Below are 16,871 nucleotides of genomic sequence, written 5' to 3'. Positions count from 1 at the left end.
GTAACGGCTGCGGTGCTCCGCATCTCGGTGGTCAAGCCAGTCGAGACCCCCATCCGATGAAAGGCGCGGACTCTCCCTCGCAAAGGGGCGAAAGATGTTCACTTCTGCACTATCGTCAGGTTCACGATCTCCGGATGTGGGGCGAACCATGAATTCCGAGAATGCGTTGCCGCTTCGCTTCAACCCGCCACTCGGCTGGCCGACCCCGTCGGAAGAATGGCTCGTTGGTCACCTGGGATGGGAACCACCGGTTGGCTGGATTCCCCGACAGGGACTCATCGCAGCCCCACCCGGCTGGGCGTTCTGGACCAAGAATGAAACTGCGTGGTCGCCGCTTGCCGAAGCTGTTCGGGCAGCCGCTTGGAAGTCGTTCTGGATCGGCGCTGCTCTGTTCGTCGGCGGGATCGTCATCACGTTGGTCGGCGCGTCGACCGGTGGCCCCTTCTTTGTCTTCTGGGGCGCGGTGCTGTGGGGCGCGATCCAGATGATTCGCGCCGGGATTGGTTTGGGCCGAACCGACACTCGAGTCATGGACCAGGTGCGGACGGTGTCCGCGAGCAACAAGGAAGAGCTCGACCGCATCGCCTACCAGCAGCACGTCTCCTCGGTTCAGGTACCGCCGATGAGCCTTGACGACTTCGTCTCAATGCGCGAAGCGATGTCGTGGAGCGAAGCATCGAGTAGTCACTCCGTCGCCCACAGTTCCGGGCAGTGGCTGCCGCTGCAGGCTCCGGCATCCAACGCCAAGAAGCCTCGCGCCAAACTTCTATTGTGGTTGTCTGTTGCTGTCGTGGGAATCGGGCTGACTGCGGCGGTCGTGGCAACAGCGGTCTCTATCGGAACGAACGCCGACTCCGATGAGTCCCAACCACGGCTGAACGCCGCCGAGTTCGACTGGTATTACGTAGCTGACGACGACCCGGCCTTGTCGCGTTGTTCGGACGAGGACGGATGCTGGGCGTGGCGAATCGTGTCACCAGCAGACTGCCTCGCGACCGTGACTCTCGGTTTCTCCACCTCTCCCACGTCCGAGATCGAGCACACATTCGAACGAGACGTGAAGCTGGACTCATCGGAGGACACTTCAGTCGTAGTTGGGGCAAGACTGGCCCAAGGATACGACTACGGCTACATCCTAGATGTCCAGTGCTAGGCGCACTCCGTCGAAGGGCCAGGGTCTCGACACGCTCGAGCACCGGCTGACCCGGATCCGGTCTCGCCGGCGGCCATCCGCCCCCTGTTGTGCAGGACATTTCCCGGATCTCGGGCCTGGATGCCTAACAACATCGCTCGGTTGGGCCGAATGTCCTGCAGAACAAGGAATCTCCTGCACAACAGGGGCTCTGACCCTCTGGCCCGAGCCGCGTATTCGACTGGAGGGGCCTACTGGTAGACGCGGGGGGCGAGCACGCCGACACCGCGCAGGTTGCGGTAACGCTCCGCGTAGTCGAGGCCGTAGCCGACGACGAACTCGTTCGGGATGTCGAAGCCCACATAGCGCACGTCGACGGGCACCTTGGCGGCTTCCGGCTTGCGGAGCAGGGCGAGCACCTCCACCGACTTCGCACCACGGCTCTGCAGGTTCGCAAGCAGCCAGGACAGCGTCAGGCCGGAGTCGATGATGTCCTCGACGATCAGCACGCGCTTGTCGATGATGTCGGTGTCGAGGTCCTTCAGGATGCGGACGACACCGGATGACTGTGTGCCGGAGCCGTAGGACGACACCGCCATCCAGTCCATCGCGACGGGCAGCTTGAGTTCACGGGCCAGGTCGGCCATGACCATGACGGCGCCTTTCAGCACCCCCACGAGCAGTGGCGGCTCGTCGGCATAGTCGGCCTCGATCCGGCGTGCGAGTTCGGCGATCTTGGCGTGCAGCTCGTCCTGGGTGAGGAGGATCTCGGTGAGGTCGCCCTCGACGTCGCTCAGTTCCATCTCGGCGCGTGTTCCCTTTGCTCGGTGACCGATCGGCGGTCAGTGGCTCGCGGTGAAGACGAGACGGCCGCCCTGACGATTCACTCTAACGCCCGGGAGGTGCACGTCCCCCTGACCATGCCAGTCGGTGACCAGCCGGGCAACCGCGATGGTCTGCGTTCGGGAAAGCGCAACCCCGAACTCGGCGAGCACCGCGTGCCGGATGATGCGCTGCCGCAGCGCTGCAGGATTAGCCGCCAGGCCCGCAACCGACAGCGACAGGCCGGCCTCGGCGTGCTCGGCGAGATCCTCGACCTGCTCCTCGGCGAAGGAGTCGAGCGCCTCGGCATCCTCCCGCAACTGCTCCGCCGTGCGGGCGAGCGCCTCGGCGACTCCCGGTCCCAGCTCTGCCTCGAGCACCGGCATGACGAGGTCGCGCGCACGTACGCGCAAGAAAGAGGGATCGCTGTTCTGTGGATCGTCCCACGGGTCGAGGCCGGCGTCGACGCAGAATTGAACGGTCTGGGCGCGGCGGATGCCCAGCAACGGCCGCAACACCCTCACCTGGCCGTGACTGTCGTCGGCCATCCCCTGCAGGCTCGTGGCCCCGCTGCCGCGGGCCAGCCCGAGCAGAACAGTCTCGGCCTGGTCATCGAGCGTGTGACCGAGCAGCACCGCACGCGCGCCTGTCTCGGCGACAGCCTCGGCGAACGCCGCGTAGCGGGCGGTGCGTGCTGCGGCTTCCGGCCCGCCCGCCGTCCCGACGTGCACGGCGCGGACGATCACCGGAGCGAGCCCGAGGTCGGCCGCCTGTCGCGCGGCCCTGGCCGCGACATCCGCTGACCCGGCCTGCAGGCCGTGGTCGACGATGATCGCGCCGGCGCGCAGGCCCGCCCTCGGCGCCTCGAACGCCGTCGCGGCCGCGAGTGCGAGCGAGTCGGCCCCACCGCTCAGCCCGACCAGCACGTCAGCCCCCTGCTCAGCGGAGCCGATCGGGGCCAGCCGCGCGAGCGACACCCGCACCGCGCGGCGCACGTCGGCGACCTCGGGCGTGAGGCGAGGGCGGAAGTTCATCCAGTAACGTTATTCCCTGCAACTCACCGTCTTCGAGAGGAACCCCGCATGCCTGGTTACGACGCTGTCATCGAGATCCCGCGGGGCAGCCGTAACAAGTACGAGGTCGACCACGAAACCGGACGAGTCTTCCTCGACCGCGTGCTGTACACGAGCTTCGTCTACCCGACCGATTACGGCTACTTCGAGAACACTCTCGGTCTCGACGGCGACCCGGTCGACGTGCTCGTGCTGACCGAGTATCCGCTCTTCCCCGGCGTCGGCCTGAAGGCCCGGCCGGTGGGCGTCTTCAACATGACGGATGACGGTGGCTCCGACGCGAAGGTCATCGCGGTTCCGGATGGCGACCCGCGCTGGAACCACATCCAGGACGTGAACGACATCCCGGAGTTCACGCGCAAGGAGATCGAGCACTTCTTCGAGCACTACAAGGACCTCGAGCCGGGCAAGTGGGTCAAGACCGAGGGCTGGGGCGACGCCGCGGAAGCCGAGTCGATCATTCAGGCGGGCATCGAGAAGCTCGCATCCGAAGGGCACTGACTCCGGCGCGTACGACGCGCCCGAGGGCGACTCCGGCGCGCTGACTTACGAGTTCGAGAGTTCGGAAGCTAGAGGGTCACGCCTCGGTCGGCCATGAAATAGACCGGGTTGTACGGGTTCCCGCTCACGCGCGTCTCGAAGTGCAGGTGGCAGCCGGTGGAGTTGCCGGTGCTGCCGACCCTGGCGATGAACTGCCCGGCCGAAACTCGCTGACCATGGCTGACCCCAATTCCGCCCTCCATGATGTGCGCGTACGACGTCGTCACGCCTCCGCCGTGGTCAACACGAACGAAGTAGCCGTACCCGTAGTTCCAACCGGCGTACGTGACGGTGCCCCCGCTGGCGGCGAAGATGCCCGTGGCACAGCCGGCGCCGAGGTCGGTGCCCGCATGCAGTGTGTAAACGCCGGTGACGGGATTGGTGCGCATGCCGTAGTGGCTCGAGATCCCGCCTCCGGATGGGCGGGCCCAGCCGCCTGAGCCGACCTGACCGCCGCTGCCAGCTGCGGCTTCCTCCGCTGCCCTGCGGCGACGCTCCTCCTCCGCCTTGCGGATGGCCTCGCCCTCTTGGTACTGCTCGACCGTGCGGTTGGCGGTGTCCTCGAGCGCAGCGAGCTGTGCCTGCAGCGTCTGAACGTGCGCTTCCTGGGCGGCCAGGGCCGCCTCAGCGGCTATCGCTGCCTCCTGCGCCTCGGCGAACGCCTGCTCAGCGGCTTCGGCCAGCACCTTCAGTGCGTCCTTGGCGACGTTCGCCTGGTCGGTGAGCGCCTGCGCGTTGTTCTGGTCCTGCTGCGCCTTCGCGTACAGCCCGTTGGACTGTTCGGCGATCTTCGCCGCCATTCCGAGTTGCGACAGCAGGTCGCGTGCGTCGTCGCCGTTGAAGAACAGCCGGGAGGAGAGGTCTCCGCCCCCGGTGCGCGACTGGCGTGCTGCCATCTGGCCCGCCTGCCGCATGGACTCCTCGGCGCGGACCTTGGCATCGTCGGCCTGCTTTTGAAGCTGCTCGGCCTTGAATGCGGCCGTGTCGTGGGCCAGCTCAGCTTCGTAGAACTTCTTGCCCTTCTCGATGGCCTCCTGCTGAGTGCGCTCAACGTCGGCCTGCAGCTGGGCGATGAGCGTCTCGATGCGCTGCTTCTCGGCCGCCTTGGCTGCGACGTTCGCCTTGGCCTTCTTGACGTCTTCCCAGCTGGGGTATCCTGCGGCGTAGGCCGGCTCAGCTGATCCGGTGGCGATAGTACCGGTGAGGAGCATGCCGGTGATTGCAAGCGCGGCGACGAGACGGCTGCGACGCCATCCGGATTCCCGGACCCCCCGCGCGGTACCCTGAAGGCTCATTCGCTCCGACTCTCCTGGCACGGCGTTCCCCCGAAAGTCACGCCAGTAACACTGTTAACATCCGTCACAGTAGCAAAGTTCGGGTTTTTCGCCCACCCTCTACAACTTTCGACCCGTGGTTGAACCTAGCCGGTAGCATCCGGATGCCGGACATTTCGCCCGGTGTGGTGCAGATCGGGAGTGATCCTCGTGCGTTTGCGAAGTCGCGGACTCACCCGTATGCTTGGCTGTCGGTAGCTAAGAGGTTCACGCTTCGCGGCCCCATCGTTTAGTGGCCTAGGACACCGCCCTTTCACGGCGGCAGCACGGGTTCGAATCCCGTTGGGGTCACCAAACCGCAAAGAACTTAATAGCTTGGCCCTGTAGCGCAGTTGGTTAGCGCGCCGCCCTGTCACGGCGGAGGTCGCCGGTTCAAGTCCGGTCAGGGTCGCAAGGCACGGTCACTCTCGCCAGTGGCTGTGCCTTATGGCTCTGTAGCTCAGTTGGTAGAGCGTTCGACTGAAAATCGAAAGGTCACCGGATCGACGCCGGTCGGAGCCACCATCTTGAACCTCGGCCTTACGGTCACTGCACTAAGCCGCTGGCCTGACACTTGCCGTCGTAATCCTGCTGCTCAATCAGCAGGCGTGGTGGGAGCGGCGAGGAGCATGACTGCGCAACGACTCCCAATCGGCATTTCTTTGCTTGAAGGCCCCAAGCCACGGTTCAAGTATTTAGGGGATGCCGTAGTCGTTGGTGGGGACACGGCTTGGGCACTGCTCAGCAGGTGCTCTCGACGGCGTCGTCCAGCGCCCTCAGAGACGCACCCAGCGCCTGGACGGCTGTTCCGACGTCGGTGATCGCCTGCGCCGAGGGCGAGGTAGTGGCCGCTTCGACGCTGGAGCCGACGGAGGCGGCGGCCTGCTCGACAGCGTCGATCTCGGTGGCGTACTCGTCCTTGGCGTCGTCCTTGACTTTGCCCAGATCGGACTGCACCTGATTGAGGTTGTCTCGCAAGTCCGCCATAGCGCCCTGGTCGAGGTCCACAGTCGTCACGTCCTCGACCGACGCCTTTAGCGAGTCGACCGCCGAGCAAATCGCGGCTGGTTCATCCTGGGCGGGTGGTTCGTCCTGGGCGCATCCCGCAGTGATCGTTGCCATCAGGAGTAAGCCCGCGGCCACGATAGGGGCAGTAGCCCGTTTCATCATGGCAGCCACGGTACTGCCGCTGCGTTTCGGCATCATCATCCATAGCGGGTGATCGGGGCCGGCGGGTGGCTTTCAGGATCCCGAGATAGTCGAAGACTTGGCGCCCGTTCAACGTCCGGCTTGCACCGCAAGAAGACAGGTTCTCATGGCCGAGACCAGGGAGGACAACTTTTCATCAACCTGGCCGTGCGCCCGGTTCTCGAAAATGGGCTGACAATTGTCGATCAACCGGCGCAATGGGAGGACGATTAAGGGACATCCACCGTAAGGAGGCTGGTGATGTGCTACTCATGGAATGAGGACTTCGAGAAGAGCGAACGGGCCAATGTTGCTCAGGAAGATCCCCGGAAGACGGTGCCTGAACGGCGCCCGGAGGAACCGGTCCGGTCAGAGCGGCTGACATTCTGGACTGTTGGTCGGCGCGACCGCGCGACCGAAGAGGCGACTAAGGACCGCACTCTCGAGAAGGTTTAGCAGGAGACAGGAATGCCCCGCCCACTAGGGCGAGGCATTCCTTCGCACTGGGCCGTGAAGCCTCTGCCCTACCTCGGCTGGTCATCAGGACAGGGCGATGAGGTCGAGTTCCCGAATCACCCCCGCCACTCGCTCGCGTGCATCGCCTTGAAGTCCGCGCAGTGGCCGGGGAATGCTGTTGGGCTTCACCAGTCCGGCCAACTCGGCGATCGCGGCGGTCACCCTGAAGCTGCCCCCGAGCTCAGCGAACAGATTCCACAGCGGTTGCAGCCGTTCTGACTCGGCGATAGCTGTCGCCGAGTCACCGCTGCGCGCGGCACGCGTGATAGTTAGGGCAGGCTCCGGCACGGTGCCCGCGATGACTGAGTACCATGCGTCGCACCCGGCGTTCAAGCCGGTTGCCGCGGACGCGTCGCCGGAGATGCCGACGGTAACCCGATCGGGCAAGGCAGACCGGATTTTCTCTACGCGCTCTCGCGCAGCATCCGTGTCGGCGGGGAGCCCCGGAATCTTGATTGACGCGATGTTGGGCAGCTGCGCTACGCGTGAGTAGAGGGCGTCGCTGAACTCGAAGTGGGTGGTTCCCGGGTTGTCGTAGACAATCACTGGCAGCGTGGTCGCCTCCGCCAGTTCCTCGTAGAGCCCGAACACGTCGTCGTCGGTGAGCGGCTGGTAGGACATAGGGGCTACCAAGAACCCCGCAGCGCCCGCCTGTTCGGCGTCCCGGGCCAGTTCCAGCACCTGCGAAGTGCGCAACGCCCCGACACCCACGAACACCGGAACTCCTCCAGCGTGTCGGAGCGCAATCCGGGCCACCCGTCGGCGCTCGTCGTGGTTCAGGTAGGCGTAGGAGCCCGTAGAGCCGAGCGCGGTGATTGAGTCGACACCGGCCGCCGCGAGCCGCTCAATGAGTCCGGCATAGGCATGTTCATCGATGCTGTCGTCGTGAAGTGGGGTGAGCGGGAACGCACTGAGGTCGGTGAACATGTGTGTCCTTTTAGGTAGCACGGCACTTAGACAAGCGCGCCGTAGCATCGTTTCATGGACGACGAAGCATTTTCCCCGGAGAGCCTCACCGCGCAGGCGCTGGGCTGGGTGGACGAGCAGACTCGGGCGATCTCACCGCCGATCCACGTGTCCAGCACGTATCTGCGCGATGCCGACAATCAGTACCGGTCCGGTCGTATCTACATGCGCGACAACAACCCGTCGTTCGACCAGGCGGAGGCGCTGGTCACCACGTTGGAGGGCGGACACGAGACCATGCTGTTCGCGAGCGGGATGGCCGCGGCGACATCCGTTTTCCAGGCGCTCCACCCGGGCGATCACGTTCTGGCCCCGAAAGTCATGTACTGGAGCCTGCGCAATTGGTTGACCGGTTTCGCCACCTCGTGGGGGCTGGACGTGGAGCTCATCGACATGACGGATGCGTCGGCCGTCCAGGCCGCCATCCGGCCCGGCGTCACCAGGTTGGTGTGGGCGGAGACCCCGGCGAATCCGCTCTGGACGGTCACCGACATCGCAGCCACCGCCGAACTTGCCCACGCGGCCGGCGCCCTGCTCGCCGTCGACTCGACTCCGGCAACGCCCGTGCACACCCGGCCGCTCGAACTGGGCGCGGACCTGGTGATGCACTCGGCAACCAAGTACCTGAACGGGCACTCCGACCTGACCGCGGGAACGGTCACCACCCGCGCCGACAACGAGCACTGGCAACGCGTGCGCAGCGTGCGCGCCCAGATCGGCGGAACCCTCGGCTCGTTCGAGTCGTGGCTGCTTCTGCGCGGCATGCGGACGCTGTTTCTCCGCGTGCGCGCTGCGAGCGCGTCAGCCCTGCGCATCGCGGAACACTTCGAAGGACATCCGCACGTGGCCCAGGTGCTCTATCCGGGTCTTCCGTCGAGCCACGGTCACGACATCGCGAAACGGCAGATGCACGATGGTTTCGGCGGAATGCTGTCGATCCGCGCTGTGGGCGGCGAGCGCGCGGCCATCGCGGTTGCGGCGAACACGCGCCTCTGGAAGCGAGCGACGTCGCTCGGTGGCGTCGAAAGCCTCATCGAGCACCGCGCGAGCGCTGAAGGTGCCGGGTCGCCGGCACCGGATGACCTGCTCAGGCTGTCCGTCGGCATCGAGCACACCGACGACCTGATCTCGGATCTCGAGCGGGCCCTCGCAACCGCGCACTCCTAGGACCCGGCCCGAAGGCCTCGGGGAAGTCTGGCAGTGTTGAAAGCATGATGACTGACGATCTCGGCACGCAGGAAGACCACCGTCGGTCCTCGCTCGTCACGATGATTACGGATGACCCGGGACGACTGCGCCGGCGCAGCATCTCGCTTGGTGTCTCCCCCAATGATGCGGACGATGTCGCGCAGACGGTGCTGCTCCGAGCATGGAGGTCTGTTGAGCACCTGCAAACCCCGGAGCCGGGGCAGATGTGCTCGTGGTTGGACACCATTGCCAGGAACGCGGTAACTGATCTTTCACGACAGCAGTCACGTCGTCCTATCGATGAACTGGATGAAGATGTATCCGACACGCGGAGCGTGACGCAGGAGGTCGAGATGCGCGTAATTCTCGACGGGGCGCTTCAGGCAATCCACAATCTTCCCGCGACCTTGCGGGAACCGCTGCTCATGAGCGTGGCCGATGATCTCTCCGCCCCGGAGATCGCCGAACGGCTTCGGATTACCCCGGCGACCGCGCGCCAGCGGATCGCCCGGGCTCGGAAGGCGCTTGCCGCCTGCCGAGCCTCAGGCATGTCCGAATCACCGTGAACAACAAGCGTTAGGCCGGCCCCCCGCAGGATCGCGGCGGCCGGCCATCCGCATGTGGGCTAGGCGGTGCCAAACGGGTTGTCGATGACGTAACGCCATCCGTGCTGCTCGTCATAGACGGCCACGTCGGCGGTCGTACCAGCGAGCGCCATCTCGGAGCCATCTGGACCAGTGCCGTTGATCGTCCAGTCAGCGACCGCGAGACCGGTGTTGCCGTTCTGGAAGACGTGGCGAACGGTCATGGTGATCGGCAGGTTCAAGCCCAGGAATTGCTCGAGCGCGCCACGCACGGCAGCCTCGCCCTGCACCGCTTGCCCGGGGGCCGGAACGAACACGACATTGTCGACATTGAGCGCCATCAGGCCATCAAGGTCGCGAGCGTTGAACCGATCTGCGAACGCGAGATTGAGCTGGTTGAGTGCGGCAACGGGGGTAGCCATTGTTGTGTGTCCTTTCACTGTGAAGCCAGCCGTCTGCTGACCTCTACTAAGAAAGACGCTCCAGCTCGCGATGTGTGACATCCGCTTCGTATCAGCGGGGCTAGCGCGGCATGTGCCCCAGGAACTGCTGTGGATTCAACGGGGGGCGGTTCGACTCGCGCATCCGGGCGCGGAAGCCCTCGTCAACGCTGCCGACGTACAGCCATCCCATGAGATGCTCCTGCTCGGTCAGGCCGTGCGCGGCGCGCACCTGCGGCGTGTTCGCGAGCAGCCCGGTGCGCCACATGACACCCCAGCCGGCTTGCCACAGCGCAAGCTCGAGCAGGTGACCGGCACCGGCCGCGGTTGCTCGCTGTTCCCACTCCGGCACTTTCGGGTGAGGCTTCGGGCTCGCCACCACGGCGATCAAGAGCTCGGCTCGGAACGGCTTCGTGTTGTACTCCCCCGGCCCACGCACCTCGCCGGCCGCGGCGTCGAGGGCCTCAGCGAGGCGCATCCGGTCATCACCACGCAGGATGATGAGCCGCCACGGGCGCAACGCTTTGTGGTCGGCGACCGGTGTCACCGCCGCGAGCAAGTCGGCCAGTTCGTCGTCGCTGGGGGTCTCGGGCCCGACCTTCGACACCGAGCGTCGCGCCGCCATCGAGTCGAGGACAGGGTCTGAGAAGTACTTCATGCGCCCATTGTCCCCCCGGCCCTCCGATGTGCAGCGATGATCTCCAGCGGAAACTCATGCATGTAGCTCGTGGCACGCGTCGTTAGCCTTGCACCCGTGAGTGCGGCCCAGAAGCTCTACTCAATGCTCATCAGGCGGAATCCGCAGGCTGAGGAGGCGATGCCAACCGAGGTGCGAACGGACATCGCACCAAACGGGCTGCGGCTGGTGCTCGCCAACGCGCTGCAGTCGTCTGGAGATCAGACCGTCAACGCATCCACGGTGCTGCCCTGGCTGCTCGTGGCACTCGGAGCGCCGACGGCCCTCATTGGCCTACTGGTCCCGATCCGCGAATCGGGATCGATGCTCCCGCAAGCGTTTCTCACACCGCTGATCCTGCGCATCCGGCATCGCAAATGGATCTTCATCGCCGGCGCGCTCGTGCAGGCCGCGGCAGTCGCAGTGATGGCCGGGACCGCCGCGCTCGGCCAGGGTCTCGCGGCAGGTCTCGCCATCGTTGGTGCGCTCACGGTGTTCTCGCTCGGCCGGTGCCTGTGCTCCATCGCGTCGAAGGACGTGCAGGGTCGCACTATTCCTAAGGGCGAACGAGGGCAGATCAACGGTCTCGCGACCACGGCTGCCGGCCTCGTCGCGCTCACACTCGGGCTCGCGCTCCGGGTGTTCGGCGGCGAGAGTCTTGCGGCTTCGCAGCTCGCGTGGTTGCTCGCAGCGGGTGCTGCGCTGTGGGTGCTCGTGGCAGTCACCTACGTCGGGATACGCGAACCCGCGGGCGAACCGACTGCCATCGAGGGTGCATCCGGAAGCGAACGCGGGCCGCGCGACGCCAACTGGTTCGTGCAGATGCTGACCCTGCTGCGAGACGACAAGCCGTTCCGGCAGTTCGTGACTGTGCGAAGCCTGTTGCTCGTCTCGGCGTTGAGCCCGCCGTTCGTGGTGGCGCTGTCAATCGAGGTCGGCGCCGACAGTCTCGGCGGGCTGGGCGGTTTCATCATCGCCTCTGGCCTCTCGGCGCTCATCGGCGGGCGGATCTTCGGGCGACTCGCCGACAGATCGAGCAAGCGCCTCATGAGCGCCGGGGCGGGTGTGGCGTCGGCGCTCGTTCTCGCGACCGTGCTGATCGTGACGCTGCCCGGAGTCGGTGGCGCGGGCTGGATCAACCTGTTCTTCATCGCCGCGTATTTCGCGCTCACTCTAGTGCACACGGGCGTGCGGGTCGGACGCAAGACCTACATTGTCGACATGGCCGAGGGCGACCAGCGCACCGCCTACGTCGCCGTGTCGAACTCTGCGCTCGGGGTGATCTTGCTGATCGTGGGCGGCATCAGCTCGCTGTTGGCGGTTGTCGGCGTCGTGTGGGCTCTCGTGTTTCTCGCGTCGCTTGGGCTGGTCGGGGTTGTCGCAGGGGCGCGACTTCCCGACGTGTCCCGCCGGTAGCGGGACGCCGACGGTCTTTCGGCCTTGATGCGAGGATGGTTCTTCATCGTACGGATCGGCCGCGCGTCGTTCTGTTCTTGAAGCGGGGGTGGGTGCGCCAGGTGACAGCTGACACGCGAACCGGTTCGTTTCGCAATCGCGCGTTCGCACGCTACTTCTCGGCGGTAGCGGTCGGTGCGTTTGGTACGGCACTGACAGCGGTGGCGATGCCCGTGCTGGTGGTCGATGTGCTCGGGGCCAGCGCGCTCGAGGTCGGGATCGTGAACTCGGCGCAGTTCATTCCTTATGCGCTGCTCGGGCTTCTCGCGGGCGTGTATGTCGACCGTTGGCGACGACAGCGCGTGCTTGTGTTGGCGAGCTTGGGTCGCGCCATCTGCCTCGCGCTCATCCCCGCGTTCTGGTTCGTCGGGATGTTGCACCTTTGGGTGCTCGTTGTGCTGCTTCTCCTGTTCGGTGCTTTCTCCGTGTTCGGATTCGCCGCCGCGCAGTCGCTGTTGCCGCAGATCGTGGAACGGCGCGCGCTGCGAGCATCGAACGCGCGACTTGATCAGGCAGAGGCGAGCGCGCAGACTGTCGGTCCTACTTTCGGCGGCTTCTTGGTCAGTGTCATCGGCGCGCCGCTCGCGATCGCCGTGGATGCCGTGACGTACGTCGTCGAGGCCGTGCTGATCGCTGGCATCCGCGTGATGGAGACTGTGAAGCGAGAATCAGGTCGGCGCTCCGTGCGACGCGAGGTGGCCGAAGGGCTGCGCTGGACATATCGACATCGCGTTCTCGGGCCGCTCGCTTGGTCAACCCATCTATGGTTCTTCGCGAATGCCGCTGCGCTCACGGTGCTGGCCGTGTTCACCCTGCGCACTCTGGATTTCGACGCATTCGTCTACGGTCTGATGTTCGCGGTGGGAGGCATCGCAACCCTGATCGGCGCAACTCTCGCGCCACGCGCCGGTGCACGGTTCGGATCGGGCGCCACGATCACCGCCGGCCGAGCCATCTATCCCGTGGCCTGGATCCTGGTCTTACTCGCGCCGGCCGGGGAAGCACCGCAGGCGGATGCTGTCGCCCTTGCTCTCGTCTTTTCGGCGTTTGCGCTTCAGGGGTTCGCCGGCGGGTTGGAGAATGCGAATGAGATGAGCTTCCGCCAAGGGCTGACACCCGACGCGCTGCTCGGCCGGGTGAATGGCACCATGCGATCCGCCAACCGCACGATGGGCGCTCTTGGCGCGCTGGCGGGAGGAACCGCCGCGACACTGCTCGGGGAGCGACCTGCGCTCATGATCATCGTTTGCCTCTTCGCGGCCGCCTTCATAGTCGCAATCGCCTCACCACTGCGGACGGCACGCGACGACGAAGACGCGCCCATCAGCTGACGCACTGGGTCGCCGCCGATTGGGCCGCTGCGTTCCGGCGGCTGTCGGCGGAGCGTTCTATCGTTCTCGCAAGAGTCTCGACGAGCCACGGAGCTGGAGGAACGATGAGCGAAGCAACGGATGCGCCGCCACGCATGAGCGCGAAGGCGTTTCACCAGCAGCCGGGCGTCGAGGACTGGCGCGTGCTGTTCTGGGGCGCCTATGTGCACTACGTGTGTGACTCCCTTTCACACGCGATAGAACTGGCGAGCGCGGTCGGGCGAATCGCCGACGATGTGGGACACTTCCCCGACCTCGACGTGCGGCCGCACGGGGCGACCATCCGCACGTCCACCCGGCGTGATGGCGGGCTCGGTCCGCTCGACGCGGAGTTGGCCCGACGCATCCAGGAAGCGGCCCGAGAGGCGGGCTACCGCTCCGATCCGTCGAAGCTGCAGGTGACAGGCATCGCCGTCGCGCAGGACCGCGATGCCGACGTGCGCCCGTTCTGGGCGACCATCATGGGCTACGAGCTGCTCGGCGACGAGGATGCCATCGACCCGCAGCGACGCGGACCGCACGTATGGGTGCACGAGCTGGATCCGCCGAAGCCCGGTCGCGGACGCACCCACATCGACGTGTCGCTGCCCGCCGACCAGGCAGAGGCAAGGGTCGCCGCTGCGCTCGCAGCCGGCGGTCGACTGGTCAACTCGAACGCACCCCACTGGTGGACGATCGCATCCCCAGAGAACCACGGCATCGACATCGCGGCGTGGCCGGACTTTGAGGACTTCGACGAAGAAGACTAGACGGCCAGTCGAGCACCGCCCTCCAGCTGCTTGGCATCGCGTGCTCACGCAAGAACCCCCGATCGCTCGGGGGTTCTTGCGTTCATGGCCGCTGGTCGACGGTCAGGCTGCGACTTTCACCTTTTCGGCAGCACGCACCGGCCGCGAGAGGTAGCGCCCGGCACTGTCGTCGAGTTCCTCGAGCCATGGCGTGTGGTGCACGGCTGCCATGGTGCCGGTCATCACGGACCGATACACCGCGTCACGGTAGGTGAGCACGTTGCGTTTCTTGTCCTGCTTCCAGGCCAGGAAGATCCGCGCGACTTCCTCGAGGTCGAACATCGGGTAATCGGTGGCCGAGATGAGGTCCTTGATGTAGTCAGCCTGGAACCGCACCTCGTCCGCGGCACCGTCGAGCGACGCCAGCCGTGCCAGCCACTCGTCCATGCTGCGGCGCTGCTCAGCAGCATCCGGAACCACCGCTGCTCCGAGGATCAGGTCGCGGACGTACCACGCCTGCGCATCGAACATGTTGAAGGTGAACCACTGGTCCTGGGCGCCCAGGTAGAACAGCCTGTCGTTGCCCTCGCGGACAACGCCGCGGTACAGCGTGTCGGGGTACAGGGTGTTGCGGGAGTCCAGCGCCAGATCGGATGGGAGGAACGGGTAATGGTGGAGGTAACCCGTGCAGAGCACCACCGCGTCGAAGCGTTTGCTGGTTCCGTCGTTGAAGTGCGCTACCGAACCGTCGAAGTGGTCCACGAGCGGCACCTCGGACATGTTCTCGGGCCAGTCCAGCCCCATCGGCCGTGAGCGGTAGCTGATGGTGACCGAGCGGGCGCCCATCTTGTGCGCCTGCACGCCGATGTCCTCCGCCGAGTAGCTGGCGCCGATAAGGAGAACGTCCCTGCCGGCGAGCGGTTCTGCACCCCGGAAGTCGTGCGCGTGGCGCAGGCTGCCGGGGAAGGTCTCGATTCCGGGGAAGGTCGGCACGTTGGGAACACTGAAGTGGCCCGAGCCAACAACGACGTAGTCGAACTCCTCGGAGTAGGTGGTCTTGTTCGCAAGGTCCTCGACCGTCACGGTGAAGGTCTGGGTGTCCTCGTGGAACTCGACCCAGCGCGCTGCGGTGGCGAAGCGCACGAACTTCTTCACGTCGCTCTTGCGGGCGCGGCCATCGATGTAGTCCCAGAGCACGGCGCGAGGGGGATACGACGAGATCGGGCGCCCGAAGTGGTCATCGAATGTGTACTCAGCGAACTCGAGCGCTTCCTTCGGCCCGTTCGACCACAGGTTGCGGTACATGCTCGAGTGAACAGGTTCGCCGTACTGGTCGATGCCGGTTCGCCAGGTGTAGTTCCACTGACCGCCCCAGTCATCCTGCTTCTCGAAGCAGACGATGTCGGGGATCTCATGGCCGGCCTTCCGTGCCGATTGGAATGCCCTGAGTTGGGCCATTCCGCTGGGTCCAGCTCCAATGATTGCGACGCGCTTACGCAATACGTACCTCTCCGGCTTTGCAGCCTGAAATCATCCGTCACACATCCTGACCTCGGCGAGCGATCGCGGGTCCCGTGGCGGGGTCGAACCTGCTCCAGCCAGCCGCAGAAAGGTTCGCGGCACCATGCTGAAAGAGGATGCCGCGTTGTTCACACCGGCACCATTCCAAGCTAACACGAGAGGATCAGAGACACCCGGGAGGCCCCTGGCCGAGGGTCTCGAGCGGTCCTTGCCGGGCACTCGCACGGGCGAGGTCTGACTCGTCAGGCAGGTCTGTCGCCGAGGTGACGCAGGGCTGCGCCGTCGATTCGGAAGGTCGTCCACTCGTCCATCGGCTTGGCGCCGAGTGCCTTGTAGAACTGGATCGACGGCTCGTTCCAGTCCAGCACCGCCCACTCCAGCCGCCGGTAGCCCCGCTCGACGCACTCACTCGCGAGCGCATTGAGCAGTGCCTTGCCGAAGCCTGAACCGCGGTGATCGGGCATCACGAACAGGTCCTCGAGGTGGATGCCGTGAGTCCCCTCCCAGGTCGAGAATGTCAGGAACCAGATCGCACACCCGACGAGCTCACCGCGCTCCTCGACAACGTGCGCGAACACCGCCGGGGACTCGCCGAAGAGGTGGCGCTCGAGGTCCTCGACCGTGGTGCGCACGGCATCCGGCTCCTTCTCATAGATCGCAAGCTCGTGAATGAGGCGAAGGAGCTGCGGGCAGTCCCCGATCACTGCGCGGCGCAGGACGGTTTCAGTGCCGAGAGTGGTGTTCGTCACCCAAGAACACTAATGCGGGCGGTCTCGACAGGCTCGACCACCGAACGTCCCGGCCAAGACCAACCCCTGTTGTGCAGGACGTTTCGCCTCACTGCGCCGGGTTTATTGGGATCCGAGCCCAAGAGAGCCCGAATGTCCTGCAAAACAAGGAATCTCCTGCATAACAGAGCACTCAGGAACGACGCCTAGGGTGGATTGTCCGAAAAAGAAAGCAGGCCACATGCCGACCATCGACCTGACCGCACAGGACTTCGAGAAGACCGTCACCGCACCCGGAATCACGCTTGTGGACTTCTGGGCCGACTGGTGCGGACCGTGCAAGCAGTTCAGCCCGATCTACGAGGCCGCGAGCGAGGCCAACTCCGACGTGACGTTCGCCAAGGTCGACACCGAGGCCGAGCAGGCCCTCGCCGGCGCCGCTGGCATCACCGCGATCCCCACCCTCATGGCATTCCGTGACGGCGTGCTCGTCTTCGCCCAGCCGGGCGCCCTCCCCGCGCCAGCGCTCGACCAGGTGCTCACCGCGGTTCGCGAGCTCGACATGGACAAGGTGCACGCGCAAATCGCCGAGCAGGCCGCACAGGGCGAGCAGGCCGAAGAAACCGCCTGA

The 16,871-nt window shown here is 65.5% G+C and carries 17 protein-coding genes and 3 tRNA genes; 11 read left to right on the top strand and 9 right to left on the bottom strand.

Annotated features, from left to right (window positions below):
- The first annotated feature begins 148 nt into the window (after positions 1 to 148).
- Positions 149 to 1,153 (top strand): hypothetical protein, encoded by a 1,005-nt coding sequence (locus tag HGK58_RS03510; RefSeq protein ID WP_168626137.1) that lies wholly within the window; start codon positions 149 to 151, stop codon positions 1,151 to 1,153.
- A 230-nt stretch (positions 1,154 to 1,383) separates the two neighbouring features.
- Here the strand turns inward: HGK58_RS03510 and hpt are convergent, their stop codons facing one another.
- Together hpt and tilS are read right to left on the bottom strand one after the other, a co-directional pair.
- Positions 1,384 to 1,935 (bottom strand): hypoxanthine phosphoribosyltransferase, encoded by a 552-nt coding sequence (gene hpt, locus HGK58_RS03505; RefSeq protein WP_168626136.1) that lies wholly within the window; start codon positions 1,933 to 1,935, stop codon positions 1,384 to 1,386.
- Positions 1,936 to 1,974: 39 nt separating this feature from the next.
- Complete coding sequence (gene tilS / locus HGK58_RS03500; protein ID WP_168626135.1) at positions 1,975 to 2,988, bottom strand: tRNA lysidine(34) synthetase TilS; 1,014 nt, start codon at positions 2,986 to 2,988, stop codon at positions 1,975 to 1,977.
- Positions 2,989 to 3,036: 48 nt separating this feature from the next.
- Here tilS and ppa point away from each other — a divergent pair, with 48 nt between their 5' ends.
- Entirely contained in the window at positions 3,037 to 3,528 is a 492-nt protein-coding gene (gene ppa, locus HGK58_RS03495) for an inorganic diphosphatase (RefSeq protein ID WP_168626134.1), read from the top strand.
- Between the two features lie 68 nt (positions 3,529 to 3,596).
- Here ppa and HGK58_RS03490 read toward each other — a convergent pair whose 3' ends face one another.
- Positions 3,597 to 4,862: a M23 family metallopeptidase gene (locus tag HGK58_RS03490; RefSeq protein ID WP_227411729.1), complete on the bottom strand. Its 1,266-nt coding sequence runs from the start codon at positions 4,860 to 4,862 to the stop codon at positions 3,597 to 3,599.
- Between the two features lie 257 nt (positions 4,863 to 5,119).
- Here HGK58_RS03490 and HGK58_RS03485 point away from each other — a divergent pair.
- The 3 genes from HGK58_RS03485 to HGK58_RS03475 all read left to right on the top strand — a co-directional run bounded on the left by HGK58_RS03485 (position 5,120) and on the right by HGK58_RS03475 (position 5,405).
- Positions 5,120 to 5,195 (top strand) — tRNA-Glu (locus HGK58_RS03485).
- A gap of 23 nt (positions 5,196 to 5,218) precedes the next feature.
- A tRNA-Asp gene (locus tag HGK58_RS03480) sits at positions 5,219 to 5,292 on the top strand.
- A 37-nt stretch (positions 5,293 to 5,329) separates the two neighbouring features.
- A tRNA-Phe gene (locus HGK58_RS03475) sits at positions 5,330 to 5,405 on the top strand.
- Between the two features lie 216 nt (positions 5,406 to 5,621).
- Here the strand turns inward: HGK58_RS03475 and HGK58_RS03470 are convergent.
- The gene (locus tag HGK58_RS03470) at positions 5,622 to 6,083 is read right to left on the bottom strand and encodes a hypothetical protein (protein ID WP_168626133.1); all 462 of its coding nucleotides are present in this window, start codon (positions 6,081 to 6,083) and stop codon (positions 5,622 to 5,624) included.
- A gap of 525 nt (positions 6,084 to 6,608) precedes the next feature.
- Positions 6,609 to 7,511 (bottom strand): dihydrodipicolinate synthase family protein, encoded by a 903-nt coding sequence (locus HGK58_RS03465; RefSeq protein WP_168626132.1) that lies wholly within the window; start codon positions 7,509 to 7,511, stop codon positions 6,609 to 6,611.
- Between the two features lie 54 nt (positions 7,512 to 7,565).
- On the opposite strand from HGK58_RS03465, the gene HGK58_RS03460 reads away from it, so the two are divergent.
- Both HGK58_RS03460 and HGK58_RS03455 read left to right on the top strand, forming a co-directional pair.
- Complete coding sequence (locus HGK58_RS03460; RefSeq protein WP_168626131.1) at positions 7,566 to 8,717, top strand: PLP-dependent aspartate aminotransferase family protein; 1,152 nt, start codon at positions 7,566 to 7,568, stop codon at positions 8,715 to 8,717.
- 44 nt (positions 8,718 to 8,761) lie between these two features.
- Positions 8,762 to 9,304 carry an RNA polymerase sigma factor gene (locus HGK58_RS03455; RefSeq protein WP_168626130.1) on the top strand — a complete coding sequence of 181 codons (543 nt, stop codon included), beginning with the start codon at positions 8,762 to 8,764 and terminating at the stop codon, positions 9,302 to 9,304.
- A gap of 59 nt (positions 9,305 to 9,363) precedes the next feature.
- Here HGK58_RS03455 and HGK58_RS03450 read toward each other — a convergent pair whose 3' ends face one another.
- Positions 9,364 to 9,744 (bottom strand): nuclear transport factor 2 family protein, encoded by a 381-nt coding sequence (locus HGK58_RS03450; protein ID WP_168626129.1) that lies wholly within the window; start codon positions 9,742 to 9,744, stop codon positions 9,364 to 9,366.
- Positions 9,745 to 9,844: 100 nt separating this feature from the next.
- Positions 9,845 to 10,420: a nitroreductase gene (locus HGK58_RS03445; RefSeq protein ID WP_168626128.1), complete on the bottom strand. Its 576-nt coding sequence runs from the start codon at positions 10,418 to 10,420 to the stop codon at positions 9,845 to 9,847.
- A gap of 96 nt (positions 10,421 to 10,516) precedes the next feature.
- Here HGK58_RS03445 and HGK58_RS03440 point away from each other — a divergent pair, with 96 nt between their 5' ends.
- The 3 genes from HGK58_RS03440 (at position 10,517) to HGK58_RS03430 (ending at position 14,012) form a co-directional block, all read left to right on the top strand.
- The gene (locus HGK58_RS03440) at positions 10,517 to 11,854 is read left to right on the top strand and encodes an MFS transporter (protein WP_168626127.1); all 1,338 of its coding nucleotides are present in this window, start codon (positions 10,517 to 10,519) and stop codon (positions 11,852 to 11,854) included.
- 101 nt (positions 11,855 to 11,955) lie between these two features.
- The gene (locus tag HGK58_RS03435) at positions 11,956 to 13,224 is read left to right on the top strand and encodes an MFS transporter (protein WP_349236116.1); all 1,269 of its coding nucleotides are present in this window, start codon (positions 11,956 to 11,958) and stop codon (positions 13,222 to 13,224) included.
- A 104-nt stretch (positions 13,225 to 13,328) separates the two neighbouring features.
- Positions 13,329 to 14,012, top strand: a complete 684-nt coding sequence (locus HGK58_RS03430; RefSeq protein WP_168626125.1) for a VOC family protein — start codon at positions 13,329 to 13,331, stop codon at positions 14,010 to 14,012.
- A gap of 102 nt (positions 14,013 to 14,114) precedes the next feature.
- Here the strand turns inward: HGK58_RS03430 and HGK58_RS03425 are convergent, their stop codons facing one another.
- Both HGK58_RS03425 and HGK58_RS03420 read right to left on the bottom strand, forming a co-directional pair.
- Positions 14,115 to 15,491: an NAD(P)/FAD-dependent oxidoreductase gene (locus HGK58_RS03425; RefSeq protein WP_168626124.1), complete on the bottom strand. Its 1,377-nt coding sequence runs from the start codon at positions 15,489 to 15,491 to the stop codon at positions 14,115 to 14,117.
- A 263-nt stretch (positions 15,492 to 15,754) separates the two neighbouring features.
- A complete protein-coding gene (locus tag HGK58_RS03420; protein WP_168626123.1) occupies positions 15,755 to 16,261 on the bottom strand; it encodes a GNAT family N-acetyltransferase in 507 nt (168 codons plus the stop codon).
- Positions 16,262 to 16,481: 220 nt separating this feature from the next.
- On the opposite strand from HGK58_RS03420, the gene HGK58_RS03415 reads away from it, so the two are divergent.
- Positions 16,482 to 16,871, top strand: coding sequence for a thioredoxin family protein (locus HGK58_RS03415; RefSeq protein ID WP_168626122.1), 390 nt, complete (start codon positions 16,482 to 16,484; stop codon positions 16,869 to 16,871).

Origin of the sequence: Cryobacterium sp. BB307, from assembly GCF_012274275.1 — a bacterium.
In the GTDB taxonomy this organism is placed as follows: domain Bacteria; phylum Actinomycetota; class Actinomycetes; order Actinomycetales; family Microbacteriaceae; genus Terrimesophilobacter.
This window is presented reverse-complemented; position numbering and strand designations above follow the sequence as displayed.